We start from the raw sequence: 21,294 nt of genomic DNA, 5'->3' as shown, positions 1-21,294 counted from the left end.
TTGCCGTCGTCGTTGTTTCTTGCCGTCGTCCTGGCGCAAGCCAGAACCCATTACCCCGACTGTGTATTGTCGGGCAAGTTGGAGGCCCAGCACGTCACAGCCATAGCCTTCTGTGTTAATGGGTCCTGGCTTTCGCCAGGACGACATCGGAGATGATGGCTCGATCTGTCCATCATACGAAAATCACTTCCCCGACACCATCTCCTCGACCTCGCGCAACTGCTCCTTGCCGAAGAACATCTCGTCGCCGACGAAGAAGGTCGGCGAGCCGAACGCGCCGCGCGCGACGGCCTCCTCGGTGTTCTTGATCAGTCTGCCCTTCACCTCGGGTTCCCCGGCGCGGGTGAACAGCTTTTGCGCGTCGAGGCCGGAGGACGCCAGCGCCTTCGCCGCGATTTCCGGATCGTCCATCTTCTTCGGCTCGCGCCACATGTGGTGGAAGGCGGCCTCGACATAGGTCTCGAACACGCCTTCGAGCTGCGCCGCGATTGCCGCGCGCATCAGGTTCAGCGTGTTGACCGGGAAGAACGGATTCCAGACATAGGGCTGCACCTTGAAGCGCTTGACGAAGCGTTCGGTCTCGACCGCCTGGAATTCCCGCTTGTTCTTGACGCCGGCGAGCGTCTCGGCCGGCGACTTGTTGTTGGTCGACTTGAAGATGCCGCCGAGCAGGATCGGCACGTACTCGAACTTGACGCCGATGCGCTGCTCGATCGCCGGAATTGCGAGATGACTGAGATAGGCGTTCGGACTGCCGAAATCGAACAGGAATTGCGGGGCTGTGCGGGTCAAAATCATTCTCCCTGACATCGCTTTTTCGCATTGTGGCGTAGCGCGGCCCGTGGGTCCACCTTTTAATGACGGTCATAATCTCTTGATGTTCGTCAGGACAGACGCCGGATCGTCCGCTTGCGCCACACCAGAAGGTAATAGCCCATCTGCAACAGGAGCATGGCGCAGAATACGATCGGATAGGCGGCCCACACACCCTCAAGGCCGATCGTGCGGCTCAGGATCACCGCGGACGGTAGTTCGATTGCTCCGATGGCGAAGATCGCGAGCAGCATTGGCGTCAGTGCCACGCCGGCAGCGCGCATCGCGCCGGAAAACACCGTCGCCAGGCCGAACGGCACCGAGCTCCACAGCGCGATGTTGAGCAAGCCCTTCGCCAGATCGAGCACGGTGTCGTCAGTGATGAAGATGCCCAGCACGGCGCGCGGCGCGAGATAGATCAGCGCCACCAGCCCGCCCGTCAGGACGATGTTGAACGCCAGTCCGGTGCGCACGATGCCGTCGAGCCCCGCTCTGTCGCCGCGGCCGACCGCTTGGGCACCGAGTATCGAGACCGCGATTGAAATCGACATCGCCGTGAACTGCGTGTAGCCCATCACCTGGTTGACCGCGCCATAGGCTGCGGTTGCGTTCGAGCCGAAGCCGTTGACGAGGCCGAGCAGCACCAGCTCGGCGATCGCCATCACCACCATACCGATCGCGCTCGGCAGTCCAATGCCGAGGATCTGTCCCAGCACCACACGATTGAGCCGCAGATGGCGCAGCAGTGCAGCGTCCGGTGCCAACGCATGTTTTCTTCGCAGCAGATAGGCCGCCAGCGCGATCAGCGTCAGAACGTTGGCGATCGCCGCGGCCCAGGCCGGGCTGGTGATGCCGGCCGCCGGCAATCCGAACGACCCGCGGATCAGAATCGGCGTCAGGATCAAGCCGATCGCAGTCGACAAGGCCAGCGCCAGCAGCGGCGTCAGCGCGTCGCCGACGCCGCGGATCATCGCCGTCGTCAGCAAGAAGACGAAGCCGAGCGGCATGGTGAGCAGCATGACGCGGGCATAGGCGCTGGCCTGGTCGAGAATGTCCGGAGGCGTTGCGAGCATCGTCATCAATTGGCGGCTGAAGATCCCGCCGATCAGTGCAATTGCAATCGAGAGCAGCAGGCCGATCGCGAGCGTCGTGCCCACGATGAGCTTGATCCGGCCCTGCTCGCCAGCACCATAGGCCTGGCCGATCAGCACCGTGGCGCCGGTGCTCAGCCCCATGACGAAGGCGAACAGGAAGAACATCACCGGAAAGAACACCGAGACCGATGCGAGCGCGTCGATCCCGATCATCTGGCCGAGATAGACGTTGCTGACGGTGCCGAACAGCGATTGCAGCGCGTTGCTCAGCATCAACGGTGCGAGGAACCGCAGAAAACTTTTCCAGAGCGGCTTGGCGGCGGACATGGTTTAGCCTTTCATCAGGGCGTGCGAAACCGTCGCCACGCGAAGTGCGCGTGGCTTGGCCGTCGGTGGGGTTGGGAGAAGGCGCGCGCCTAAGCGCGATCACTATAGGCGAGCTTGACGATGTGGTCGCGGATGTCGGCGGGCCAATCTGCGATCAGTCCGGTGAAACGCCGCCGGTCATCCGCAAACAACGCGCGCGATGCTTCCTCGAACTGCGGCAGATTGCCGGCCATGGTCGACATGAAGTGATAGGCCGCATCGCGCGCCTGCCGCTCGCGGTCCTTGTCGCCGCTGGCGCGCCGCGCCTCTTCGACAAGTTTCCGCAGCGCGACCGAAGCGCCGCCTGGCTGCGCGCTGAGCCACTCCCAGTGCCGCGGCAGCAGCGTCACCTCGCGCGCGACCACGCCGAGCCTCGGCCGGCCGCGACCGCGTGGCTCGCTCGGCGATGCGGTCTCCTCGACCGGGGGCGGCACAAGCTTCGCCAGCCGCGCCAATACCTCGCGGTCCCCGCCGCGCAGATCGAAGTCGATCGATCGGCCCGTGGCGTCCTCGAAGATGACGATGGGGTCGTCAGGCCGCTCCGCCATCCGCTTGATGACCAGCGCGACCTCTCCGGCCGGCCCGGAGACCAGACGGCGATGCCCCTGGAAAGCGGTGAAAGTCTTCTGCATTGGAATCATTGCCATATTCGTCACGGTGGCGATTTTAATACCCGGGTGTATTACAAAGGTCAATATACCCGGATAAAAATATCTGACCGGATGGCTCGACATTGTGTTCCCGGGCTGGCACGAACGCGCGGCCGATCGACCATGCCTAGCCCCGGGGACCACGCGATGCTGACCGTTCACCACCTCAACAATTCCCGCTCGCAGCGCGTGCTGTGGCTGCTCGAGGAGTTGGGCGTGCCCTACGAGATCGTGCGCTACGAGCGCCAGCCTGACATGCGCGCGCCGAAGGAGCTCCGCGCCATCCATCCGCTCGGCAAGTCGCCCGTCATCACCGACAACGGCAACACTATCGCCGAGTCAGGCGCGATCATCGAATATCTCATCGCCACCTACGGCAACGGTCGGCTGGTCCCGCCGCCGAACACGCCGGAGCGGCTGCGTTTCACCTATTGGCTGCACTATGCGGAGGGCTCTGCGATGCAGCCGCTGCTGCTCAAGCTGCTGTTCACCCTGATGCCGAAGCGTGCGCCGGCGTTGCTCCGCCCGCTGGTGCGCAAGGTTTCGAACCAGGCGCTCACCGCATTGGTCAATCCGCAGCTCAAGCAGCACATGGACTATTGGGAAGGCGAGCTTGAGAAGAGCGAGTGGTTCGCCGGCAACGAGTTCACTGCCGCCGACATCCAGATGAGCTTTCCGCTCGAAGCAGCCCAGGCGCGCGGCGGGCTCGAACTCGGCCATCCCAAGGCGATGGCGTTCCTGGAGCGCATTCACGCGCGGCCAGCGTACAGCCGCGCCCTCGAAAAGGGCGGGCCGTATCAGGTCGGACGATAGCTGCCTGCATCAGTCCGCGTGCAGCACGCGCCCGCGCGTCTCCGGCAGCGCGAAGGCGGCGATGAAGAACAGCGCGTAAGCCACCACCGCGAACATCGCGATCGCATTCGCAAGCGACGTCGTCGCCGATAGCGCTCCGACCAGGAACGGAAACAGCGCGCCGATGCCGCGGCCGAAATTGTAGCAGAACCCCTGGCCAGAGCCGCGCAGTCGCGTTGGATAAAGCTCGGTCAGGAACGCACCGACGCCGGAGAAATAGCCCGAGGCGAAAAAGCCGAGCGGGAAGCCGAGCACCCACAGGACCTCGTTGGTGAGCGGCAGCTGCGTGTAAAGCAGCACAACCGCCATCGCGCCGATCGAGAAGGTCAGGAACAGATTGCGCCGTCCGATCCGGTCGGCGAGCCAGGCGCCGGTGAGATAGCCGATGAAGGAGCCGATGATCAGCGTCGACAGATAGCCGGTCGAGCCGACGATCGACAGATGCCGCTCCTTGGTCAAAAACTGCGGCACCCAGAAGGTGACGGCGTAGTAGCCGCCCTGGCAGCCCGTCGCCATCAGCGACGCCAGGATCGTGGTCTTCAGGATCGGGCCCGAGAAAATTTCCCAGAGCGCCGGACGATTGCCGCTCGCGGCCTGCTTGGCGCGGGCTTCAGCCGCGATCTCCGGCTCGGTCACGGAGCGGCGGATGTAGAACACCAGCAGCGCCGGCAGCGCGCCGATCACGAACATCCAGCGCCACGCTGTCTCCGCCGGCAAAGCCGAGAACAGGATCGCCTGCGACAGCACTGCGAGGCCCCAGCCGACGGCCCAGCCCGACTGCACCGAGCCGACCGCACGCCCGCGATATTGCGGCCGGATCGCTTCACCCATCAGCACGGCGCCCGCCGCCCACTCTCCGCCGAAGCCGAGGCCCAGCACCGCGCGCGCGATCAGGAGCTGTTCGAAATTCTGCACGACCGCGCAGACCAGCGAGAACAACGAGAACCAGATGATGGTGATCTGGAGCGTTCTGACCCGGCCGATATGGTCGGAGAGATAACCGCCGAGCCAGCCGCCGATGGCGGAGGCCAGCAGCGTCACGGTGCCGGCGAGCCCGGCCGATCCCGCATCGACCTTCCACAGCGCGATGATGGTGCCGATCACCAGCGGATAGATCATGAAGTCCATGCCGTCGAGCGCCCAGCCTGCGGCGCAGGCCCAGAACGTCCGCCGCTCCGGCGCGTTCATGTCGCGGTAGAAGGCAAGAAGGCTGGTGTCCTCGATCTCGGCGCGTTCGATGCGCTGGTTCGGATCAACTGTGGTCATGTGCGTTTCCCGACAGTGTTTTCTTTCGTAGTCTTTGGCCTCGCGGTGGTAGCACGCGCGGCGGCGCGCGCAAGCCGGCCAGCCTTCGCGCCATGCAAGGACAGAGTTACTGCCCCGCTGCTTCCGCACCTCGGCTACGCGGATCAGGCGCGCCGAGCGGACCATTGGCGGTCACCGCGATCGAATTCGCCGATGTCTGCCCCATCGGCGCGACGATGAGATGATCCATCGCCTTCAGCTCGAGCAGCACATGATCGGAAAAGCCGCTCTCGACCCGGACCTCGTCGGGCAACCATTGGTGATGCAGCCGCGGTGCGGCCACGGCAGCCGCGACGTCCATTTTGTAATCGAGGACGTTGACGATCACCTGGAGCACGGTCGAGATGATCCGGCTGCCGCCCGGCGAGCCCGTCACCAGAACCGGCTTGCCGTCCTTCAGGACGATGGTCGGCGACATCGAGGACAGCGGCCGCTTGCCCGGCCCGGGCAAATTGGCCTCGAAGCCGACAAGGCCATAGGCATTGGAAGCGCCGACCGCCGCTGTGAAATCGTCAAGCTCGTTGTTGAGCAGCACGCCGGTGCCGTCGGCGACGAGGCCGACGCCGTAGCTGAAGTTCAGCGTATAGGTGTTGCTGACGGCGTTGCCGCTGCCGTCGACGACGGAAAAATGCGTGGTGTTGCTGCCCTCATGCGGTGAGGTCGCGGTGGAAACGAGCTGTTTCGACGGCGTGGCGCGATCGGCGGAGATGGTTGCCCGCAGCTTCGCGGCGTAGTCTTTGGCGGTAAGCGTCCCGATCGGCGCGTTGACGAAGGCGGGATCGCCGAGATAGCGCGCCCGGTCCGCATAAGCGCGCTTCATGGCCTCGATCAGCAGATGCAGCGAGGCCGGCGATCCCTGCTTCAGATCAGCGAGCTGAAAACCTTCGAGAATATTGAGCGTCTCCACCAGCACCACGCCGCCCGACGACGGCAACGGCATCGACACAATGTCATAGCCGCGATAAGTGCCGCGCACCGGCGCGCGGATGACCGCCTGATAGGATTTCAAATCGGCCGGCGTCATGATGCCGCCCGCGTCAGCCACGGCCTTGGCGAGTTTCTCAGCGACCGGCCCCTCATAGAAACCGCGCGGGCCCTGTGAGGCGACGGCCGACAGCGTTTCGGCGAGATCGCTCTGCACCAGCCTGTCGCCTTCGCCGAGCGGCGTGCCATCGGGCCGCGAGAAGATCCTGGCCGAGGAGGGCCAACGCACCAGCCGCTTGTGCCAGCCCGGCAGCGTGTCGGCAATGTCGTCGCCGACGAGGAAGCCATCGCGGGCGATCGCGATCGCGGGCTCGAGCAGTTGCGCCAGCGTGAACCGGCCCGAGCCATATTTTTCCAGGGCCAGCGCAAGACCCGCGACCGTGCCGGGCACGCCGACGCCGAGCGCGGAATCCCGCGACTTCGCCGCGTCGGGCTTGCCGTCGGCGCCGAGGAAGATCTCCGGCGTGGTCGCGGCCGGCGCGGTCTCGCGATAGTCGATCGTGATGTCTTCGTTGCGCTCCGTGGAATGAATCACCATGAAGCCGCCACCGCCGATATTGCCGGCGCGCGGATAGGTCACGGCCATCGCAAAGCCGGTCGCGACCGCAGCGTCGACGGCATTGCCGCCGCGCCGCAGGATGTCGGCGCCGACCTGCGCGGAGATTTTCTCCTGCGCCACCACCATGCCGTGCTCGGCGGGAACGGCATGCACCGTGTCGAGCGCGGGCGGCACATAGGCCCGCCGCGCATCCTGCGCGGTCGCGGCCGGAAGTCCGAACGCCAGAGTGGCAAGGAAGGCGAAAAATGTCCGCCGTGTCGAGAAAGACGACATCATCAAACTTCCGCAATGGCCATCGGCAGTTCACATGCAGCGCTGCAATGCTATACGGTTTGCCCCGACAGAGGCAAAACTGTTCGTGATGAGGATTATGGAGTGACGACGATCGCCCCGGATGCGCGCATCGCCGGCGCGCAGCGGACCTATCCGCCGCGCAGCGCCGTCGTCAGCTGGATCTTCTTCGACTGGGCCGCGCAGCCTTATTTCACCCTGATCACGACCTTCGTGTTCGCGCCCTATTTCGCCACCGGCATTGCGCCGAATCCCGCCACCGGGCAATCGCTGTGGGGCTTTGCGATGGCTGCCGCGGGCCTCGCGATAGCGCTGATGTCGCCGGTGCTGGGGGCTATCGCCGATGCTTCGGGCCGCAGGAAGCCATGGATCGCCGGATTCGGCGCAGTGCTGGTGCTGGCATCCAGCACATTGTGGATCGGCAAGCCCGGCGATCCCTCGATCATTCCGCCGCTGCTCACCGCGGTCGCGCTCGCCAGCGTCGGCGCGGAATTCGCCACTCTCTTCAACAATGCGATGATGCCGACGTTGGTGCCGCCGGAGCGCATCGGGCGGCTCTCCGGCACCGGCTGGGCGACGGGTTATGTCGGCGGCATCGTCAGCTTGATCATCGTCCTCGGCCTGCTCGCCGCGAATCCCGAGACCGGCCGCACGCTGCTCGGTCTCACGCCTCTGTTCGGGCTCGATCCGGTCAGCCATCAGGGCGACCGCGCCGCCGGACCGTTGACCGGGCTTTGGTTCATCATTTTCGTGACGCCGATGTTCCTGTTCACACCCGACTATCCGGCGAAGCGCCCGGTGCGCGAGGCGCTGCACGAAGGCCTGTTGGAGCTGAAGCAATCGATCAAGGGGCTGCCGCAGCAGAAGTCGCTTGCCGCGTTTCTGCTCGCCAACATGATCTACACCGACGGTCTGGTGTCGCTGTTTGCCTTCGGCGGCATCTATGCTGCCGGCACGTTCGGCTGGCACACGATCCAGATCGGCACGTTCGGGATCATGCTCGCGATTGCCGGCGCGATCGGCGCGTGGTTTGGCGGCAAACTGGACGATCGCTTCGGGCCGAAGCGCGTGATCGCCGGCAGCATGCTGATCCTGCTGCTGGCGCTGGCGGCAATCCTGCTGGTCGACAAGGATTCGATCTTCTTCATCAAGGTCGCGCCGCCCGCGCCCGGCGGTGCATTGTTCGCCGCTGCGGCTGAGCGCGCTTATCTGGTGCTGGGCTGCCTGATCGGTGCAGCCGGCGGCCCGCTGCAAGCCGCCTCACGCACGCTCCTGGTCCGTCTCGCACCCAAGGACCGCATCGCGCAGTATTTCGGTCTGTTCGCACTGACGGGGAAAGTGACGTCCTTCATCGGCCCGCTTCTCATCGGCGTCATCACCGCGGTGACCGCGAGCCAGAAGGCCGGCATGGCCGTGCTGGTGGTGTTCTTCGTCGCGGGGCTGGCGCTGTTGATGCGGGTGCGGGAGTAGCCACGCTACCGCGATTCATTCCCGTCATTGCGAGGAGCGAAAGGAGCTTTTGCGACGAAGCAATCCAGACCGCCCTCCGCGGCAAGGCAATCCAGAATCCGTGCCGCGGAAATAGCTGGATTGCTTCGCTGCGCTCGCAATGACGAATTCGACGGAATCGCCCGTACGCCAATCCATCAGTGCCTGAAGTGCCGCGTGCCCGTGAACACCATGGCAATGCCGTGCTCGTCGGCGGCCTTTATGACCTCGTCGTCGCGCATGGAGCCGCCGGGCTGCACCACGGCGGTGGCGCCGGCCTCGATGCAGGCGAGCATGCCGTCGGCGAACGGGAAGAACGCATCCGACGCCACCACCGAGCCCTTGGTGAGCGGTTCGGCGAGCTTCAGCTCGGCGGCCGCATCCTGAGCCTTGCGTGCCGCGATCCGCGCTGAATCGACCCGGCTCATCTGGCCGGCGCCGATGCCGACGGTGGCGAGATCCTTGGCGTAGATGATGGTGTTGGACTTGACGTGTTTTGCGACACGGAAAGCAAACTTCAGGTCGCGCATCTCGGCATCAGTGGGCGCGCGCTCCGTGACAACCTTGAAGGTCATGTCGTCGACCACGGCGTTGTCGCGGCTCTGCACGAGGAGACCGCCCGCCACCGTCTTGGCGGTGAGGCCCGGCGCGCGCGGGTCGGGCAGGCTGCCGGCGAGCAGCAGGCGCAGGTTCTTGCGCGCACCGATGATGGCGATCGCCTCCTCGCTTGCGTCAGGTGCGATGATCACCTCGGTGAAGATTTTCGTGATCTCGCGCGCGGTGTCGGCATCGAGCGCGCGGTTCATCGCGATGATGCCGCCGAAGGCCGAGGTGGAATCGCAGGCCAGCGCCTTGCGATAGGCACTGACCAGGTCGGAGCCCTCCGCGACGCCGCAGGGATTGGCATGCTTGACGATGACGCAGGCCGCAGTGCGCTTGGCGTCGAACTCGCCGATGCATTCATAGGCGGCATCGGTGTCGTTGATGTTGTTGTAGGAGAGCTCCTTGCCCTGGAGCTGCCGCGCGGTCGAGACGCCCGGCCGCTTGTCGGGGGTCGCATAGAACGCCGCGGTCTGGTGCGGATTCTCGCCATAACGCAGCGACTGGATCAGCCGGCCGCCGAAGGCGCGGAAATCGGGCGCGTCGATTTCGAGCTGGCGGTTGAACCAGTTCGAGATCGCGGCGTCATAGGCGGCAGTGCGCGCGTAAGCCTTGGCGGCAAGGCGCCGCCGCAACTTCAGCGTGGTCGCACCTTTGTTGGCGGCGAGCTCGTCGAGCACGGCCTGATAGTCCTGCGCCTCGACCACGACGGCGACGTCGTCATGATTCTTCGCGGCGGCGCGGATCATCGCGGGGCCGCCGATATCGATGTTCTCGATGCAATCCTCGAAGCCCGCGCCTTTGTCGACGGTCGCCTCGAACGGATAGAGATTGACGACGAGGAGATCGATCGGCGCGATGCCATGCGCCGTCATCGCGTCCGCATGGTCCTTGTTGTCGCGGATCGCGAGCAGGCCGCCATGCACCTTCGGATGCAGCGTCTTGACCCGGCCATCCATCATTTCCGGGAAGCCGGTCAGTTCGGAGACGTCCTTCACCTTGAGGCCGGCCGCGGCGATCGCCTTCGCGGTGCCGCCGGTCGAGACCAGCTCGACATCGTGCGCGGCAAGCGCCTTCGCGAATTCGATCAGGCCAGTCTTGTCGGAAACGGAGAGAAGGGCGCGGGTGACGCGGCGGGGATGGTCAGTCATGAGCAAGATCCTCTGTCTGAAGGAGTGTCTATGCCCAGGCGCGCGGCTTCTCAGTCTCGCGCTTCCCGATGGTGCTCCATCCAAGGTCGCCAGTCGCGCGAGCGAGGGCTCGATAGCAGTTTTCGGTCGCTTTCACAACGTTCAGATCGGGCCGAATCACATGCGTCTACAGCGGAAGTTCCGGCTCCCGCCGCGCATTTCTGCGGGCATTCGTGATCGCCGGCGAGGCGGTGGAGCGGACAAAACTCCAGCGGATCGAGGGCGCCTGCCGCGCATCCTGACGGATCACGATCTGCGCGGTGCGGCGCGGGCCGTCATTGCCGGCCAGGGATACGCTGTCCTCCAGCTCGACCTTGTCGTCGAGCGCCTCGAAGGTCCAGACGTCGCGGTTCGGCAGCACCAGCATGACGCCGCGGGCGTCGGACAGCCGGCTCGCCTTCACCGCCGGGTGCAGATGGAATCGCAGCGCGAAATCGGCATCCGGACCCTTGAAGCGTCCGCCTTGCGGCGGCGACAGCGTGTCCTCGCCGTCGATGCGTGCGCCGTGATTGGCGATCATCAGCACGCGGCGGTGGATCGCGCCGAATTTTGTGAGGTAGCCGTCATGCGACGTCGTCAGCAGCGTGCCGTTCTGCACGATTTCGCGATAGCTCTCGACCTCGACGGGGCCGCTGGTGACCGGAGCACCGTGCAACAGCCGCTTCATCGCCGACATCTCCACGAACTGGCATGACGAGGTGTCGTGATAGGTCAGCGTCGAATGCGCCGCCGTGCCGCGTGCGAACGGCCGCCAATTGTCGCGGCCCGTGGTCGGCATGCCGCAATTGGTGACGATGCGGCTGATGCCGGAGGATAGTTCGAACGACAGGCAGCCGGCATGGGCGTCGTGACTGACGCCGGCCGCCGGCGGCGGGCCGGTGTCGATGATCAAAGTGGTCTGGCCGGCATCAAGGCGCTGGAAACCGGTATGCGGCATGTTCGACATCGGCGCGCCGTGGGTGTCGTCATAGGCAAGCAGCGTCGCGAGCAGGTCCGAGGGCGTCGCGCTCATGCCGTTGAACAGCGCGAAATTGCCGTCGCCGTGGCGGAAGAAGCGGAGCATCGGCATCATGCGATCGATCGCATTGAGCAGCGCGGGCGGCGGCGCGATGTTGCGCGCGGCAAAGGTCTGCCGCAGCGGCAACAGGTCGATCAACAGCTCGATCAGCGCGCCCGGGTTGCGCGAGATATGCCCGCCGTCGGGCAGGATCTGCCGCTGCAATTCATCCGAGAGCTTTTTCGAGGTGCTGCGGATGTGACTTGCCTGGTTGGCGAGGCACAGCGCCGCATAGCACAGCGCGATCAGCACCTGGAGCTTCGGCACTCCGTCGGGAATGTTGACCATGGTGTAGCGCAGCAAGCGGATCTCGCGCGCCAGCGCGCGCAGATAGCGGCGGTAGAATTTGTTGTCGGTATCGTTGAGCACCAGCGGCGCCTGCGACAGCAGGGAGATCACGCGTCGCGCCAGCACGTCGGCGCGTCGCGCGACGGGACGGCGCTTGCTGGCCGGGTTGCCGATCCAGTCCTCGATCAGCGAGCGCGCATTCGCGCGCGTCAGCGCGGTGTCGGCGGCGCGCAAATGGCGCAGCCAGCCGAAGCCGAGCAGCGCAACCTCCCAATCCTCCGACGGCGGCTCGAGATCGAAGATCGAACGGCCGTGGCAGTTGACGATCTTGCCGGCGAAGACGAAGCGGCCGGCATAGATTTCGGCGGCGCGGGTCGCGTCCGCGGTGCGCAGATCATGCGGCGCGATGATCAACCGGTCGGCGCGGCCGGGCCAGACCCGCGACAGGGCGACGGAACCGCCGCTCGCGCGCGCGAGCATGTTCCGCGCGAAGCGGTTCATCACCAGCGTCGAGATACGTCTGCGTTGAGCGACCGACACGCCTTGCCTTGATGGGGGAGAGGATTCCGACGAATCCTTATTAATCCCAAAATCGGACGGCCGACACCACCTTGAACGACGCGAATCAGCGCCGTGGTTGCAAAATCCAGTGCAAAATCAGGATTTAACGAGCCGGGCCGCGAAAAATCCGTCGAGCCCGCCGAGCTTGGGATCAGCGTTTGGCAGATGGCTGGGCAGAGTGCGCAGATCGCCCTCGGCGGTGACGATCTCGCTAAGTCCCGACACCTCGGACGCATCGATCGGAACCCGGCGAAGCCCAGGCTCTGCGGCCAGCAGCGCGGCGACCGCATGCTCGCCCTCTTCGGGTTCCAGCGAGCAGGTACAGTAGACCAGCGTTCCGCCGGGCTTGAGCAGCGAGACCGATTTTTGCAGCAGCCGCCGCTGAAGCGCGGTCATTGCGGCGATGTCGGATTCCTGCCGAAGCCAGGATACGTCGGGATGGCGGCGGATCGTCCCGGTCGATGTGCAAGGCGCATCAATGAGGATGCCGTCGAAGCCATCGGCAGGGCCGGACCATTCCGCGGCGTCGGCGACGACGGTCTCGGCCTGGAGCGACAACCGCGTCAGATTCTCGCGCAGGCGCGCCACCCGGGCCGGCGAGCGGTCGATGGCGGTGACATGGGCGCCGGCTTGCGCCAGTTGCGCGGTCTTGCCGCCGGGAGCGGCGCAGAGATCGGCGATGGATTTGCCCTTGATGTCGCCGAACAGCCGGGCCGGCAGCGCAGCGGCGGCGTCCTGCACCCACCATTGTCCTTCGGCGAAGCCGGGAAGCATGGTCACTGCGCCGTGCAGCACCGTACGAACCGATCCGGTCGGCAGGACTTCGCCATGGAGGCGGCTCGCCCATTGCGCGGCGTCCGACTTCACAGTCAGATCCAGCGAAGGATCGTGGCTGAGCGCGAGCGCCATGTCTCTTGCGACTGTTTCGCCGTAGTGCGCGCGCCAGCGCGCGACCATCCAGGGCGGCAGGTCCAGCGATTGTGCGGCAACCTCGTCCACCAGCGCTTTGCCCTCGCGGGCGCAACGGCGCAGCACGGCGTTGACGAGGCCGGCATAGCGCGCGGCGCGCCGGTCGGATTGCACGAGGCGAACGGAGAGATCGACGGCCGCGTGATCGGGCACGTCCATCCAGAGGATCTGGGCGGCGCCGATCAACAGCGCGCTCTGCGCGCGCGGCGCGTCGGAGGGAATGCCCTTGTCGAGCAGGCGGGACAGCACATGGCCGAGCGTGCCGAGCCGGCGCAGCACGGTGGCGACCAGGCGGCGCATCAGCGCGCGGTCGCGGTCGGGGAGCGTCTTCAGTCCGGGATGGGCGCCGCTGCCGTCGAGCTGCTCGTCAAGCGTGCGGTGCTTTTGCAGCACGCCGTCGACGATGTCGGCGGCAATCCGCCGCGCCGCGAGACCGGGCACTTCGGATGGAGGAGCGAAACGTTGAGAAGGCATGCGGAAACAAGGTTCTGAGCGAGCGGCAGTTCGCCGTAATGGGCGCATGCCTTGAGGAGGTGATCTCTGGCACGCGAATATGCCAAATGTAAGAATCGCTTCCGGGTTTTTCAGCCCTTTCGGAGCCATTTCAGGAATGCGTTATTGGGCGTCGCGTCGCGGGCCGCCCCGCGCTAGAAAGCCGACGATGAGTGACCAGCCTTCCGTTCCCGACCGCAAGCAGCTCACGCCGGCCGCCCAGCGCGCGCTGGCCGAGGCCGAAGCGCGCCGGCAGGCTGCGGCAGTCCGAGCCAAAAACGACGCCCAGGCGGCGCCTAAGGAGTTGCAGGGGCCAAAAGGACCCGAGCCGACCCGCTATGGCGATTGGGAGCGCAAGGGCATCGCTTCGGATTTCTGAAGCTTGCCTTTCGAGGCTCGCTTGCCGGATTGCCCGACTCAGCCCTAGCGTGCGCGAATGTCGCGTTTCGATCCAAGCCGTCCCTATCGGCCTTCATACAGCGGCTCGCCATTTGGTCGCCGGTTCTCAGGGCTGTTGCCGTGGATGTTCGTGGTCGGAATCGTGGTGGCCGTGGTGTTCACGTTCCGGCACGGGATGAACTGGCCGTTCCCTTACGCGACCGACGGTCAATCACGAGACGCCGAGATTGTACTCCAGCAAGACGGCCATCCCGATCGTCGCGAGCCGGTCGATGTCGTTCGCACCATCGACGGCGACACCTTTCTCGCACGCGTTCGTCAGCATAACGGCCGCGATCTCGTCGTGCGCGTTCGCCTGCGCGGCATCGATGCACCTGAGATGAAAGCCTCCTGCCAGGAAGAACTCGACAAGGCTGAAGCCGCCGCCGCCGCGCTCCGCGACCTGCTCGGCCAAGGTGGCGTGACGATCACCAATCTCGGACCTGACAAATACGGACGCGTTCTTGCTGACGTCGCGACCAAACGCACGGCCAATGTCTCGGCGGCGTTGCTCGCCGGCGGCTATGCGCGGAGCTACAATGGCGGCCATCGTGACGGCTGGTGCGCGCGGAGCTGGCGCTTCTGGTAACAAAAAAGCCGCGTCGAAAGACGCGGCTCTTGTTGTCTCGCCCTGATGCCGGCGATCAGCGCGTCACGACCACCGTCGTGCCGACCGAGACGCGGCTGTAGAGATCGGTGATGTCGTCGTTGAGCATGCGGATGCAGCCATAGGAGACGAAGCCGCCGATCGAGCCCGGCACGTTGGTTCCGTGGATGGCATATTCACCGCCGGACAGCGTCATCGCCGCGACGCCCATCGGATTGCGCGGCGAGCCGCCCGGGATGACGTCCGGGATGCTCGGCTTGTCGCGCTTCACTTCGGCAGGCGGCGCCCAGGCCGGATTGCGGTACTTGCCGTCGATGCGGGTGGTGCCGGCCCACTGCTTGCCGGACTTGCCGACGCCGACCGGGTAGCGCACGGCGTGGCCGTTATCGAGGACGAGATAGAGCCGACGCTCGTTGGTTTTGACCACGATGGTGCCCGGCGAATAGTCAGCCAGGTGCGTCCCCACCATTTCCGGCCGTGCCTGCGCCGCCGTCGACATCAAGACCCCAGCCCCGACGGTGGCGGCCAGCGCCACAGCAATCCTCATCGACATCGATTTTCCCCTTGCCCCGAACGGACCGTCCAAAATTACGCAAAACCGGCAATCGCCGGCCCGCCAAGTCCTTGTTGCAAGTCCTTGTTACAGGTCCTTGTCAGGGGACATTCTTAACCGCGCCTGTTAACCGGATGGTTTCCACGCACGGCCGCCAAGGGCCGGCCAGCAGGGGGAACAAAGGAAATGTTCGAAACAAAGTAAATGACCTGAAAACAACACTCAGCCGGAAAGATGCCCGGGCGCCGGGTCGCGGCCTGACAAGTGCGTGAGGATGTGAACGGCGGTTGATGCCGGAGACGCTAACGCGGCGATGCGGTCTCGTGTCCCGGACGCGGCGCAGCGCGAAGAGGTGCGACGCAGAGCCAGGATCCAGGACGCCACAGAGTCTGCTGTTGCTTGGGCCGCGGCTCAGCAGCGCACCGCTAAAGAGCGCTGCGCTGCGTCCGGGGGCACGAGACTGCCTTACGCCGACTTCTTGTTCTGCCGGTTCTTGACGAGGTCGTCGACCACGCCGGGATCGGCCAGGGTCGAGGTGTCGCCCAGGCTGCCCGGCTCGTCCTCGGCGATCTTCCGCAGGATGCGGCGCATGATCTTGCCGGAGCGGGTCTTGGGCAGGCCGGGCGAGAATTGGATCTGGTCGGGCGCAGCGATTGGGCCGATCTCCTTGCGCACCCAAGTGACGAGCTCCTTGCGCAAATCCTCGGTTGGCTCGATGCCGGCCATCAGGGTCACATAGGCGTAGATGCCCTGGCCCTTGATGTCGTGCGGGTAACCGACCACGGCCGCTTCCGAGACCTTCTCGTGTGCGACCAGCGCACTCTCGACTTCGGCGGTGCCCATGCGATGGCCCGAGACGTTGATGACGTCGTCGACGCGGCCGGTGATCCAGTAATAACCGTCGGCATCGCGCCGGCAGCCGTCGCCCGTGAAATACTTGCCCTTGTAGGTCGAGAAGTAAGTCTGCTCGAAGCGGGCTTGGTCGCCATAGACCGTGCGCATCTGGCCCGGCCATGACCGCGTCAGACACAGATTGCCTGATGTCTCGCCGTCCAGCACGTTGCCGTCGGCGTCGACGATCTCAGGCACCACGCCGAAGAACGGCTGCGTCGCCGAGCCCGGCTTGAGCTTGGTGGCGCCGGGTAGCGGCGTGATCAAAATGCCGCCGGTCTCGGTCTGCCACCAGGTGTCGACGATCGGGCAGCGGTCGTCGCCCACGACGCGGTGATACCACTCCCAGGCTTCCGGATTGATCGGCTCGCCGACCGAGCCGAGCAGGCGGAGGCTGGCGCGCGAGGTCTTCTTCACGGGTGCGTCGCCGCTCTGCATCAGCGCGCGGATCGCGGTCGGCGCGGTGTAGAAGATGTTGACCTTGTGCTTGTCGATGACGTTCCAGAACCGCGAATTATCCGGGTAATTCGGCACGCCTTCGAACATCAGTGTGGTCGCGCCGTTGGCTAGCGGTCCGTAGAGAATGTAGCTGTGGCCGGTGACCCAGCCGACGTCGGCGGTGCACCAGTAGATGTCGCCGTCGTGATAGTCGAAGACGTATTGATGCGTCATCGCGGCGAACACGAGATAGCCGGCGGAGGTGTGCAGCACGCCCTTGGGCTGGCCTGTCGAGCCCGAGGTGTAGAGGATGAACAGCGGATCCTCGGCGTGCATGTGCTCGACCGGGCATTCCGTCGTCACCATTTTGGCGGCGTCGTGGTACCAGAGGTCGCGCGAGGGATTCATTTCGACCGCGCCGCCGGTGCGCTTGACCACGACGACCCAGTCGACGCCGTCTGCCTTGGCGAGCGCCGCATCGACATTGGCCTTCAGCGGCACCTTCTTGCCGCCGCGCAGGCCCTCATCCGCGGTGATGATCACCTTGGACTGGCAGTCGTTGATGCGCTGGGCGAGACTGTCGGGCGAGAAGCCGGCGAACACCACGGAGTGAATCGCGCCGATCCGCGCGCAGGCCAGCATTGCGTAGGCCGCCTCCGGAATCATCGGCAGGTAGATGGTGACACGGTCGCCCTTCTTGACGTTCCGGGTGCGCAGGATGTTGGCCATCCGGCAGACCTCGTCGTGCAGCTCCTTGTAAGTGATGTGCCGGGATTGTGAGGGATCGTCGCCTTCCCAGATGATCGCGGTCTGGTTGGCGCGGCTGTGGAGATGCCGGTCGATGCAATTATGGGCGACGTTGAGGATGCCGTCCTCGAACCATTTGATCGAGATGTTGCCGGGCGCGAAGGAGACGTTCTCGATTTTGGTCGGAGCGTGCATCCAGTCGATGCGCTTGGCCTGCTCCGCCCAGAAACCGTTCGGGTCCGAGATCGAGCGGGCGTACATGTCCTTGTACTTGGCCTGGTCGATCCAGGCGCGCTTCGCCCATTCCGCGGGGACGTCGTAGATCTTCTCGGACATGTTTCCCTCCACATACGGCAAGCCGAGCACAGACCACGGGCGAGCCGACTTGATCGTTGAACCGATTATGCGTCGGGCTAACCGGGCCCGACAAGGTGCACAAGCTGGACCTTCGGCGAGCAGCCGGCCATGCGGAGGATCAAGCCGCTTCGTGCGACTGTCGCAGTTTTGAAACAGGGCGACGGGGGCTTTCGGATCTTTACCGAGCTCCTCGGAATGGGCCGGCGCAGAGCGCCACGCTCCCGGCAGCGGTATTTAGAAACCGCCCTCACTGATTCGGGACTCGCAATGCGGTTCGGAACACCCTAAATGGCCAACCCGGGCCCAACGAGACCCCTTGGAACAAAAATCAGAACAGCGGCATTGACCGATAACAGACAGGGCTAAGGCATAAGACTATGATGGATCAGCAGAATCTCGGGACGTTGCGGCCCGCTTCAGCCGATCCTGCAGCCATTGCGCTGGCCAAAGCCCTCGGACAATGGCCGAAACCGGCCGGTTCCGGCCGTCCCAGCCCGAAAAAAGCGTTCGACACGGCGCCTGCGGCGACGGTCGAGGCCCTCGCCAAGGAACTGGGCCTGCGGCTCGGCGACCAGAACGAACTGACCATTCGTCGCATCAGGCGCGGCAAGGGCTATTCCTTCGTGCGGCCCAACGGCGTCCACATCCGCGATGCCCGCACCATTCGGCGGCTGCATTCGATGGCAGTGCCGCCGGCGTATCGCGAGGTGCGCTACTCGGCCGATCCGAGCACGCATCTCCAGGCGGTGGGACGCGATGCCGCGGGCCGGCTGCAATATCGCTATCACGCCGATTGGGAGAAGGTCCGCGAGCAACGCAAGGCGCATCGCCTGGAGAAGCTCGTCGGCGCGCTGCCCAAGATCCGGCGCAAGGTCTCGGCGTTCCTGTCGGGCGACGAGCCGACCCGCGAGTTCGCGCTCTCCGCCGTCATCGAACTGATTGCGCGCACCGCCATCCGCCCCGGCAACGAATCCTATGCCCGTCTCAACGGCACCCGCGGAGCCACCACGCTGCTGAAGTCCAACGTTTCGCTGGAAGACGACAGCTTCGTGCTGACCTTCAAGGCGAAGGGCGGCAAGGCTGTGCGCAAAGAATGCGACGCGGCCAAGCTCGTGCGTGCCATCGAGATTTTGCAGGACGTTCCCGGCAAGCGCATGTTCCAGTATCGCGATGCCTACGGCATCGTGCGCGCGGTCAGCACCACGCAGGTGAACGCGTTTCTGCGCGAGATCGCCGGCATCAAGATCTCGCTGAAGGATTTCCGCACGCTGATGGCCTCTGCCGTCGTCGTCGAATCGCTGTCGCGGATCACGCCGGCGACCAGCCAGCGCGGCCGCAAGAAGCAGGTGCTGGAGGCGATCCGCGGCGCTGCCGATCAGCTCTCCAACACGCCGGCGATCTGCCGCAAGAGTTATGTTCACGATACCATCGTCACCGCGTTCGAGGACGGCATCCTCGAACGCTTCGCCGCGACCATGAAGGGCCAGCGCTCGCAGGCCAGGCGCGAGCAACTTTTGCAGCAGGTGGTGGCGACCGCGGCGGTCTGACCTGGCGTCGTTACGCCTTGGTGGAAACGCCGTTGTCGGGACCGGGATTGCTTCCCGCGGCTGCGGTCGTGAGCCGTCCCAGATAATGCGCCCATCCCATCGCGTGTGCGGCAGCCTGTTCCTCGGTCGGCAGCCCGCTATGGGTCATGCGCAGCAATGTGCCGCCGTCGTGTTCGATCAGGTCGATCTCGATCAGGCTCGAGCCGGGCGGCACTTCCTGGCCGCCCTCCCATCCAAACGTGTAGGCGAGACGATGCACCGGCACGACTTCGCGGAACGCGCCGCGGGCAACGCCGCCGCGGGGGCCGATGCCTTTGAGCAGATACAGCCCGCCCGGATGTGGCTCCGTGGTCGCGTCGGAACCCATCCAGCTCAAAATCTTCTCGGGGTCGGTCAGGTAAGCGAAAACGGTGGCGCGTGGGGCGGCGATCTGGGTCTCGCGTCGCACTATGAACGGTTCGGTCATCGGCGATCATCCCTGGGCTGCACTGGGACATGGCGGCGCTCGAGCGGCCCGTCAAGGATTGCCCGTGACAAAGACCGCCTGCGTTCGTCATGATCGGGCCATGCACCTCTCGCCGACGCTAACCTGGCTTGTCGATGCCGCCGCCGATAGCACCGGGGCCGACCGCCTGCTCGCGGATCTCGGCGCACATCTGGTCGCCGACGGCGTGCCGCTTGCGGCAGGCAGCCTGACACTCGAGGTGCCGCATCCGCTGATCGCGAAGCGGACATGGTTGTGGCGCGCGGAGAACGGCCGGGTGATCGAGGCGCTCGGCTTCGCACCAGGCGGCCCCGCGCCCGACCCGCCCAACGATGCCCGCCGCCGCTGGCTGCGTGACATCGCGGGCGGTGAGGTGCACGAAGATTTGGTCGGACGGCCCGACGGGCCGTTGCTCGGTTGGATTGGGCCGCGTCCGTTCACCGCGGACGAGACCGAGCAATTGCGCCAGGCCGCGCGCTTTGCCGCGACACCTCTTGCGGTGCTTGCCGCGCGTGCAACCTTGCGCGCGACGCTGGATGCCTATCTTGGCAAGCGCAGCGCGGAGCGGGTGCTGGCGGCACCCCTGCGGCGCGATCTCGGCGAGACCATTCAGGCCGCGCTGCTCTATGCCGATCTGCGCAACTTCACGCTCCTGTCGGAAACCACGCCACCTGCCGGCGTCATCGCGGCGCTCGATGCCTGGTTCGATCGCATCGCCGGCGCGGTTCATGCCTTCGGCGGCGAGGTGCTGAAATTCATCGGCGACGGTGTGCTCGCGATCTTTCCGGTGGTCGGGGCGTCAGCGCGCCAAGCGTGCGATGCGGCTCTGCGCGCCGCGAGCGCAGCCGAAGCCGGAATGACGTATCTCAACGCGGAGCGCCGTGCCCAAAATCTCCCGCCGCTCGCGTTCGGCGCGGCGCTGCATCTCGGCGAGATGCTGTGGGGTAATATCGGCGCCGCCAACCGGCTCGATTTCACGGCGATCGGTCCCGCCGTCAATCTCGCCAGCCGGCTCGAAGGATTGTGCAAGCCGCTCGGCAGAACCGTGCTGGTGTCGGGCGCGCTCGCCGCGGAGACCGACATGCCTCTTGTTGCGCTCGGATCGCATTCGCTGCGCGGCATCGCCGCGCCTTGCGAGGTGTTTGCGCTGCCGGAGAAACAAGCTCCGATATCGTAGCCCGCATGAGCGTAGCGACATGCGGGATCGCAGCAGTAGTCCCGGATATCGCTTCGCCCATCCGGGCTACAGCGCCTAAGCCTACATCCCGCCCATCTTGCAGACGAGCTTCCATTCCTCGGCCGTCACCGGTTGCACCGACAGGCGCGAATATTTCACCAGCGCCATGTCGGCGAGCTTCTTCTCGGCCTTGATCGCCGCCATCGTCACCGGAAGCTTCAACGGCTTGTCGGCCTTGATGTCGACGCAGACGAATTTTGCGGTCTTGTCGGTCGGATCTGGATAGGCTTCCTTGATAACTTCCGCGATGCCGACGATTTCCTTGCCCTCGTTGGAATGATAGAAGAACGCCTTATCGCCCTTCTTCATGGCGACGAGATTCTGGCGCGCGGTGTAATTGCGCACGCCGGTCCAGGCTTCGCCCTTGGCGCCTTTCGCCACCTGCTGGTCCCAGGACCACACCGATGGCTCGGATTTCACCAGCCAGTACGCCATG

General features: G+C 65.2%; 18 protein-coding genes and 1 riboswitch. Of the genes, 6 read left to right on the top strand and 12 right to left on the bottom strand.

What is annotated here, in order from left to right; genetic code table 11:
• Positions 1-183: 183 nt before the first annotated feature.
• The 3 genes from IVB47_RS09100 to IVB47_RS09090 all read right to left on the bottom strand — a co-directional run bounded on the left by IVB47_RS09100 (position 184) and on the right by IVB47_RS09090 (position 2,920).
• Positions 184-798 carry a 2-hydroxychromene-2-carboxylate isomerase gene (locus tag IVB47_RS09100; RefSeq protein WP_247285460.1) on the bottom strand — a complete coding sequence of 205 codons (615 nt, stop codon included), beginning with the start codon at positions 796-798 and terminating at the stop codon, positions 184-186.
• An 86-nt stretch (positions 799-884) separates the two neighbouring features.
• On the bottom strand, positions 885-2,234 hold the full coding sequence (locus IVB47_RS09095; RefSeq protein ID WP_247461135.1) for an MATE family efflux transporter: 1,350 nt from the start codon (positions 2,232-2,234) through the stop codon (positions 885-887).
• An 89-nt stretch (positions 2,235-2,323) separates the two neighbouring features.
• Positions 2,324-2,920: a DUF2239 family protein gene (locus IVB47_RS09090; RefSeq protein WP_247461134.1), complete on the bottom strand. Its 597-nt coding sequence runs from the start codon at positions 2,918-2,920 to the stop codon at positions 2,324-2,326.
• Positions 2,921-3,070: 150 nt separating this feature from the next.
• Between IVB47_RS09090 and IVB47_RS09085 the strand changes: the two genes are divergently transcribed.
• Positions 3,071-3,736 carry a glutathione S-transferase gene (locus IVB47_RS09085; RefSeq protein ID WP_247461133.1) on the top strand — a complete coding sequence of 222 codons (666 nt, stop codon included), beginning with the start codon at positions 3,071-3,073 and terminating at the stop codon, positions 3,734-3,736.
• A 9-nt stretch (positions 3,737-3,745) separates the two neighbouring features.
• On the opposite strand, the gene IVB47_RS09080 is transcribed toward IVB47_RS09085, so the two are convergent.
• Both IVB47_RS09080 and ggt read right to left on the bottom strand, forming a co-directional pair.
• Positions 3,746-5,041, bottom strand: a complete 1,296-nt coding sequence (locus IVB47_RS09080) for an MFS transporter (RefSeq protein ID WP_247461131.1) — start codon at positions 5,039-5,041, stop codon at positions 3,746-3,748.
• A gap of 106 nt (positions 5,042-5,147) precedes the next feature.
• Positions 5,148-6,899 (bottom strand): gamma-glutamyltransferase, encoded by a 1,752-nt coding sequence (gene ggt, locus IVB47_RS09075; protein WP_247461129.1) that lies wholly within the window; start codon positions 6,897-6,899, stop codon positions 5,148-5,150.
• A gap of 99 nt (positions 6,900-6,998) precedes the next feature.
• Between ggt and IVB47_RS09070 the strand changes: the two genes are divergently transcribed.
• Positions 6,999-8,384, top strand: coding sequence for an MFS transporter (locus tag IVB47_RS09070; RefSeq protein WP_247405313.1), 1,386 nt, complete (start codon positions 6,999-7,001; stop codon positions 8,382-8,384).
• A gap of 176 nt (positions 8,385-8,560) precedes the next feature.
• Here IVB47_RS09070 and purH read toward each other — a convergent pair whose 3' ends face one another.
• From purH to IVB47_RS09055, 3 genes are all read right to left on the bottom strand, one after another.
• A complete protein-coding gene (gene purH, locus IVB47_RS09065) occupies positions 8,561-10,153 on the bottom strand; it encodes a bifunctional phosphoribosylaminoimidazolecarboxamide formyltransferase/IMP cyclohydrolase (RefSeq protein WP_027566294.1) in 1,593 nt (530 codons plus the stop codon).
• Between the two features lie 25 nt (positions 10,154-10,178).
• Positions 10,179-10,260, bottom strand: a riboswitch (ZMP/ZTP riboswitch).
• Positions 10,261-10,319: 59 nt separating this feature from the next.
• Complete coding sequence (locus tag IVB47_RS09060; protein ID WP_247461364.1) at positions 10,320-12,038, bottom strand: heparinase II/III family protein; 1,719 nt, start codon at positions 12,036-12,038, stop codon at positions 10,320-10,322.
• Positions 12,039-12,194: 156 nt separating this feature from the next.
• Complete coding sequence (locus tag IVB47_RS09055) at positions 12,195-13,541, bottom strand: RsmB/NOP family class I SAM-dependent RNA methyltransferase (protein WP_247461127.1); 1,347 nt, start codon at positions 13,539-13,541, stop codon at positions 12,195-12,197.
• 187 nt (positions 13,542-13,728) lie between these two features.
• Here IVB47_RS09055 and IVB47_RS09050 point away from each other — a divergent pair, with 187 nt between their 5' ends.
• Positions 13,729-13,938 (top strand): DUF1674 domain-containing protein, encoded by a 210-nt coding sequence (locus tag IVB47_RS09050; protein WP_027566297.1) that lies wholly within the window; start codon positions 13,729-13,731, stop codon positions 13,936-13,938.
• A 57-nt stretch (positions 13,939-13,995) separates the two neighbouring features.
• Positions 13,996-14,586, top strand: coding sequence for a thermonuclease family protein (locus tag IVB47_RS09045; protein ID WP_247461125.1), 591 nt, complete (start codon positions 13,996-13,998; stop codon positions 14,584-14,586).
• A 55-nt stretch (positions 14,587-14,641) separates the two neighbouring features.
• Here IVB47_RS09045 and IVB47_RS09040 read toward each other — a convergent pair whose 3' ends face one another.
• Together IVB47_RS09040 and acs are read right to left on the bottom strand one after the other, a co-directional pair.
• Positions 14,642-15,157, bottom strand: a complete 516-nt coding sequence (locus tag IVB47_RS09040) for a L,D-transpeptidase (RefSeq protein ID WP_027566299.1) — start codon at positions 15,155-15,157, stop codon at positions 14,642-14,644.
• A 465-nt stretch (positions 15,158-15,622) separates the two neighbouring features.
• Positions 15,623-17,569: an acetate--CoA ligase gene (gene acs, locus IVB47_RS09035; protein ID WP_247461123.1), complete on the bottom strand. Its 1,947-nt coding sequence runs from the start codon at positions 17,567-17,569 to the stop codon at positions 15,623-15,625.
• 398 nt (positions 17,570-17,967) lie between these two features.
• Here acs and IVB47_RS09030 point away from each other — a divergent pair, with 398 nt between their 5' ends.
• On the top strand, positions 17,968-19,137 hold the full coding sequence (locus IVB47_RS09030; protein ID WP_247461121.1) for a DNA topoisomerase IB: 1,170 nt from the start codon (positions 17,968-17,970) through the stop codon (positions 19,135-19,137).
• 10 nt (positions 19,138-19,147) lie between these two features.
• Here the strand turns inward: IVB47_RS09030 and IVB47_RS09025 are convergent, their stop codons facing one another.
• Complete coding sequence (locus IVB47_RS09025; protein WP_247461119.1) at positions 19,148-19,603, bottom strand: SRPBCC family protein; 456 nt, start codon at positions 19,601-19,603, stop codon at positions 19,148-19,150.
• Between the two features lie 100 nt (positions 19,604-19,703).
• Here IVB47_RS09025 and IVB47_RS09020 point away from each other — a divergent pair, with 100 nt between their 5' ends.
• Positions 19,704-20,798 (top strand): adenylate/guanylate cyclase domain-containing protein, encoded by a 1,095-nt coding sequence (locus tag IVB47_RS09020; protein ID WP_247461362.1) that lies wholly within the window; start codon positions 19,704-19,706, stop codon positions 20,796-20,798.
• 81 nt (positions 20,799-20,879) lie between these two features.
• Here the strand turns inward: IVB47_RS09020 and IVB47_RS09015 are convergent, their stop codons facing one another.
• Positions 20,880-21,293 carry an EVE domain-containing protein gene (locus IVB47_RS09015; RefSeq protein WP_247461117.1) on the bottom strand — a complete coding sequence of 138 codons (414 nt, stop codon included), beginning with the start codon at positions 21,291-21,293 and terminating at the stop codon, positions 20,880-20,882.
• Position 21,294: the final 1 nt, after the last annotated feature.

Origin of the sequence: Bradyrhizobium sp. 62, from assembly GCF_023073035.1 — a bacterium.
Lineage (GTDB): Bacteria > Pseudomonadota > Alphaproteobacteria > Rhizobiales > Xanthobacteraceae > Bradyrhizobium.
Note: the sequence above shows the minus strand (reverse complement) of the source record. Positions and strands in the feature narration are given on the sequence as shown.

Coding starts and splice junctions, on each gene's coding strand:
- IVB47_RS09100 (WP_247285460.1), bottom strand. CDS start 798: ATGATTTTGACCCGCACAGCCCCGCAATTCCTGTTCGATTTCGGCAGT.
- IVB47_RS09095 (WP_247461135.1), bottom strand. CDS start 2,234: ATGTCCGCCGCCAAGCCGCTCTGGAAAAGTTTTCTGCGGTTCCTCGCA.
- IVB47_RS09090 (WP_247461134.1), bottom strand. CDS start 2,920: ATGGCAATGATTCCAATGCAGAAGACTTTCACCGCTTTCCAGGGGCAT.
- IVB47_RS09085 (WP_247461133.1), top strand. CDS start 3,071: ATGCTGACCGTTCACCACCTCAACAATTCCCGCTCGCAGCGCGTGCTG.
- IVB47_RS09080 (WP_247461131.1), bottom strand. CDS start 5,041: ATGACCACAGTTGATCCGAACCAGCGCATCGAACGCGCCGAGATCGAG.
- ggt (WP_247461129.1), bottom strand. CDS start 6,899: ATGATGTCGTCTTTCTCGACACGGCGGACATTTTTCGCCTTCCTTGCC.
- purH (WP_027566294.1), bottom strand. CDS start 10,153: ATGACTGACCATCCCCGCCGCGTCACCCGCGCCCTTCTCTCCGTTTCC.
- IVB47_RS09060 (WP_247461364.1), bottom strand. CDS start 12,038: ATGAACCGCTTCGCGCGGAACATGCTCGCGCGCGCGAGCGGCGGTTCC.
- IVB47_RS09055 (WP_247461127.1), bottom strand. CDS start 13,541: ATGCCTTCTCAACGTTTCGCTCCTCCATCCGAAGTGCCCGGTCTCGCG.
- IVB47_RS09050 (WP_027566297.1), top strand. CDS start 13,729: ATGAGTGACCAGCCTTCCGTTCCCGACCGCAAGCAGCTCACGCCGGCC.
- IVB47_RS09045 (WP_247461125.1), top strand. CDS start 13,996: ATGTCGCGTTTCGATCCAAGCCGTCCCTATCGGCCTTCATACAGCGGC.
- IVB47_RS09040 (WP_027566299.1), bottom strand. CDS start 15,157: ATGTCGATGAGGATTGCTGTGGCGCTGGCCGCCACCGTCGGGGCTGGG.
- acs (WP_247461123.1), bottom strand. CDS start 17,569: ATGTCCGAGAAGATCTACGACGTCCCCGCGGAATGGGCGAAGCGCGCC.
- IVB47_RS09030 (WP_247461121.1), top strand. CDS start 17,968: ATGATGGATCAGCAGAATCTCGGGACGTTGCGGCCCGCTTCAGCCGAT.
- IVB47_RS09025 (WP_247461119.1), bottom strand. CDS start 19,603: ATGACCGAACCGTTCATAGTGCGACGCGAGACCCAGATCGCCGCCCCA.
- IVB47_RS09020 (WP_247461362.1), top strand. CDS start 19,704: ATGCACCTCTCGCCGACGCTAACCTGGCTTGTCGATGCCGCCGCCGAT.
- IVB47_RS09015 (WP_247461117.1), bottom strand. CDS start 21,293: ATGGCGTACTGGCTGGTGAAATCCGAGCCATCGGTGTGGTCCTGGGAC.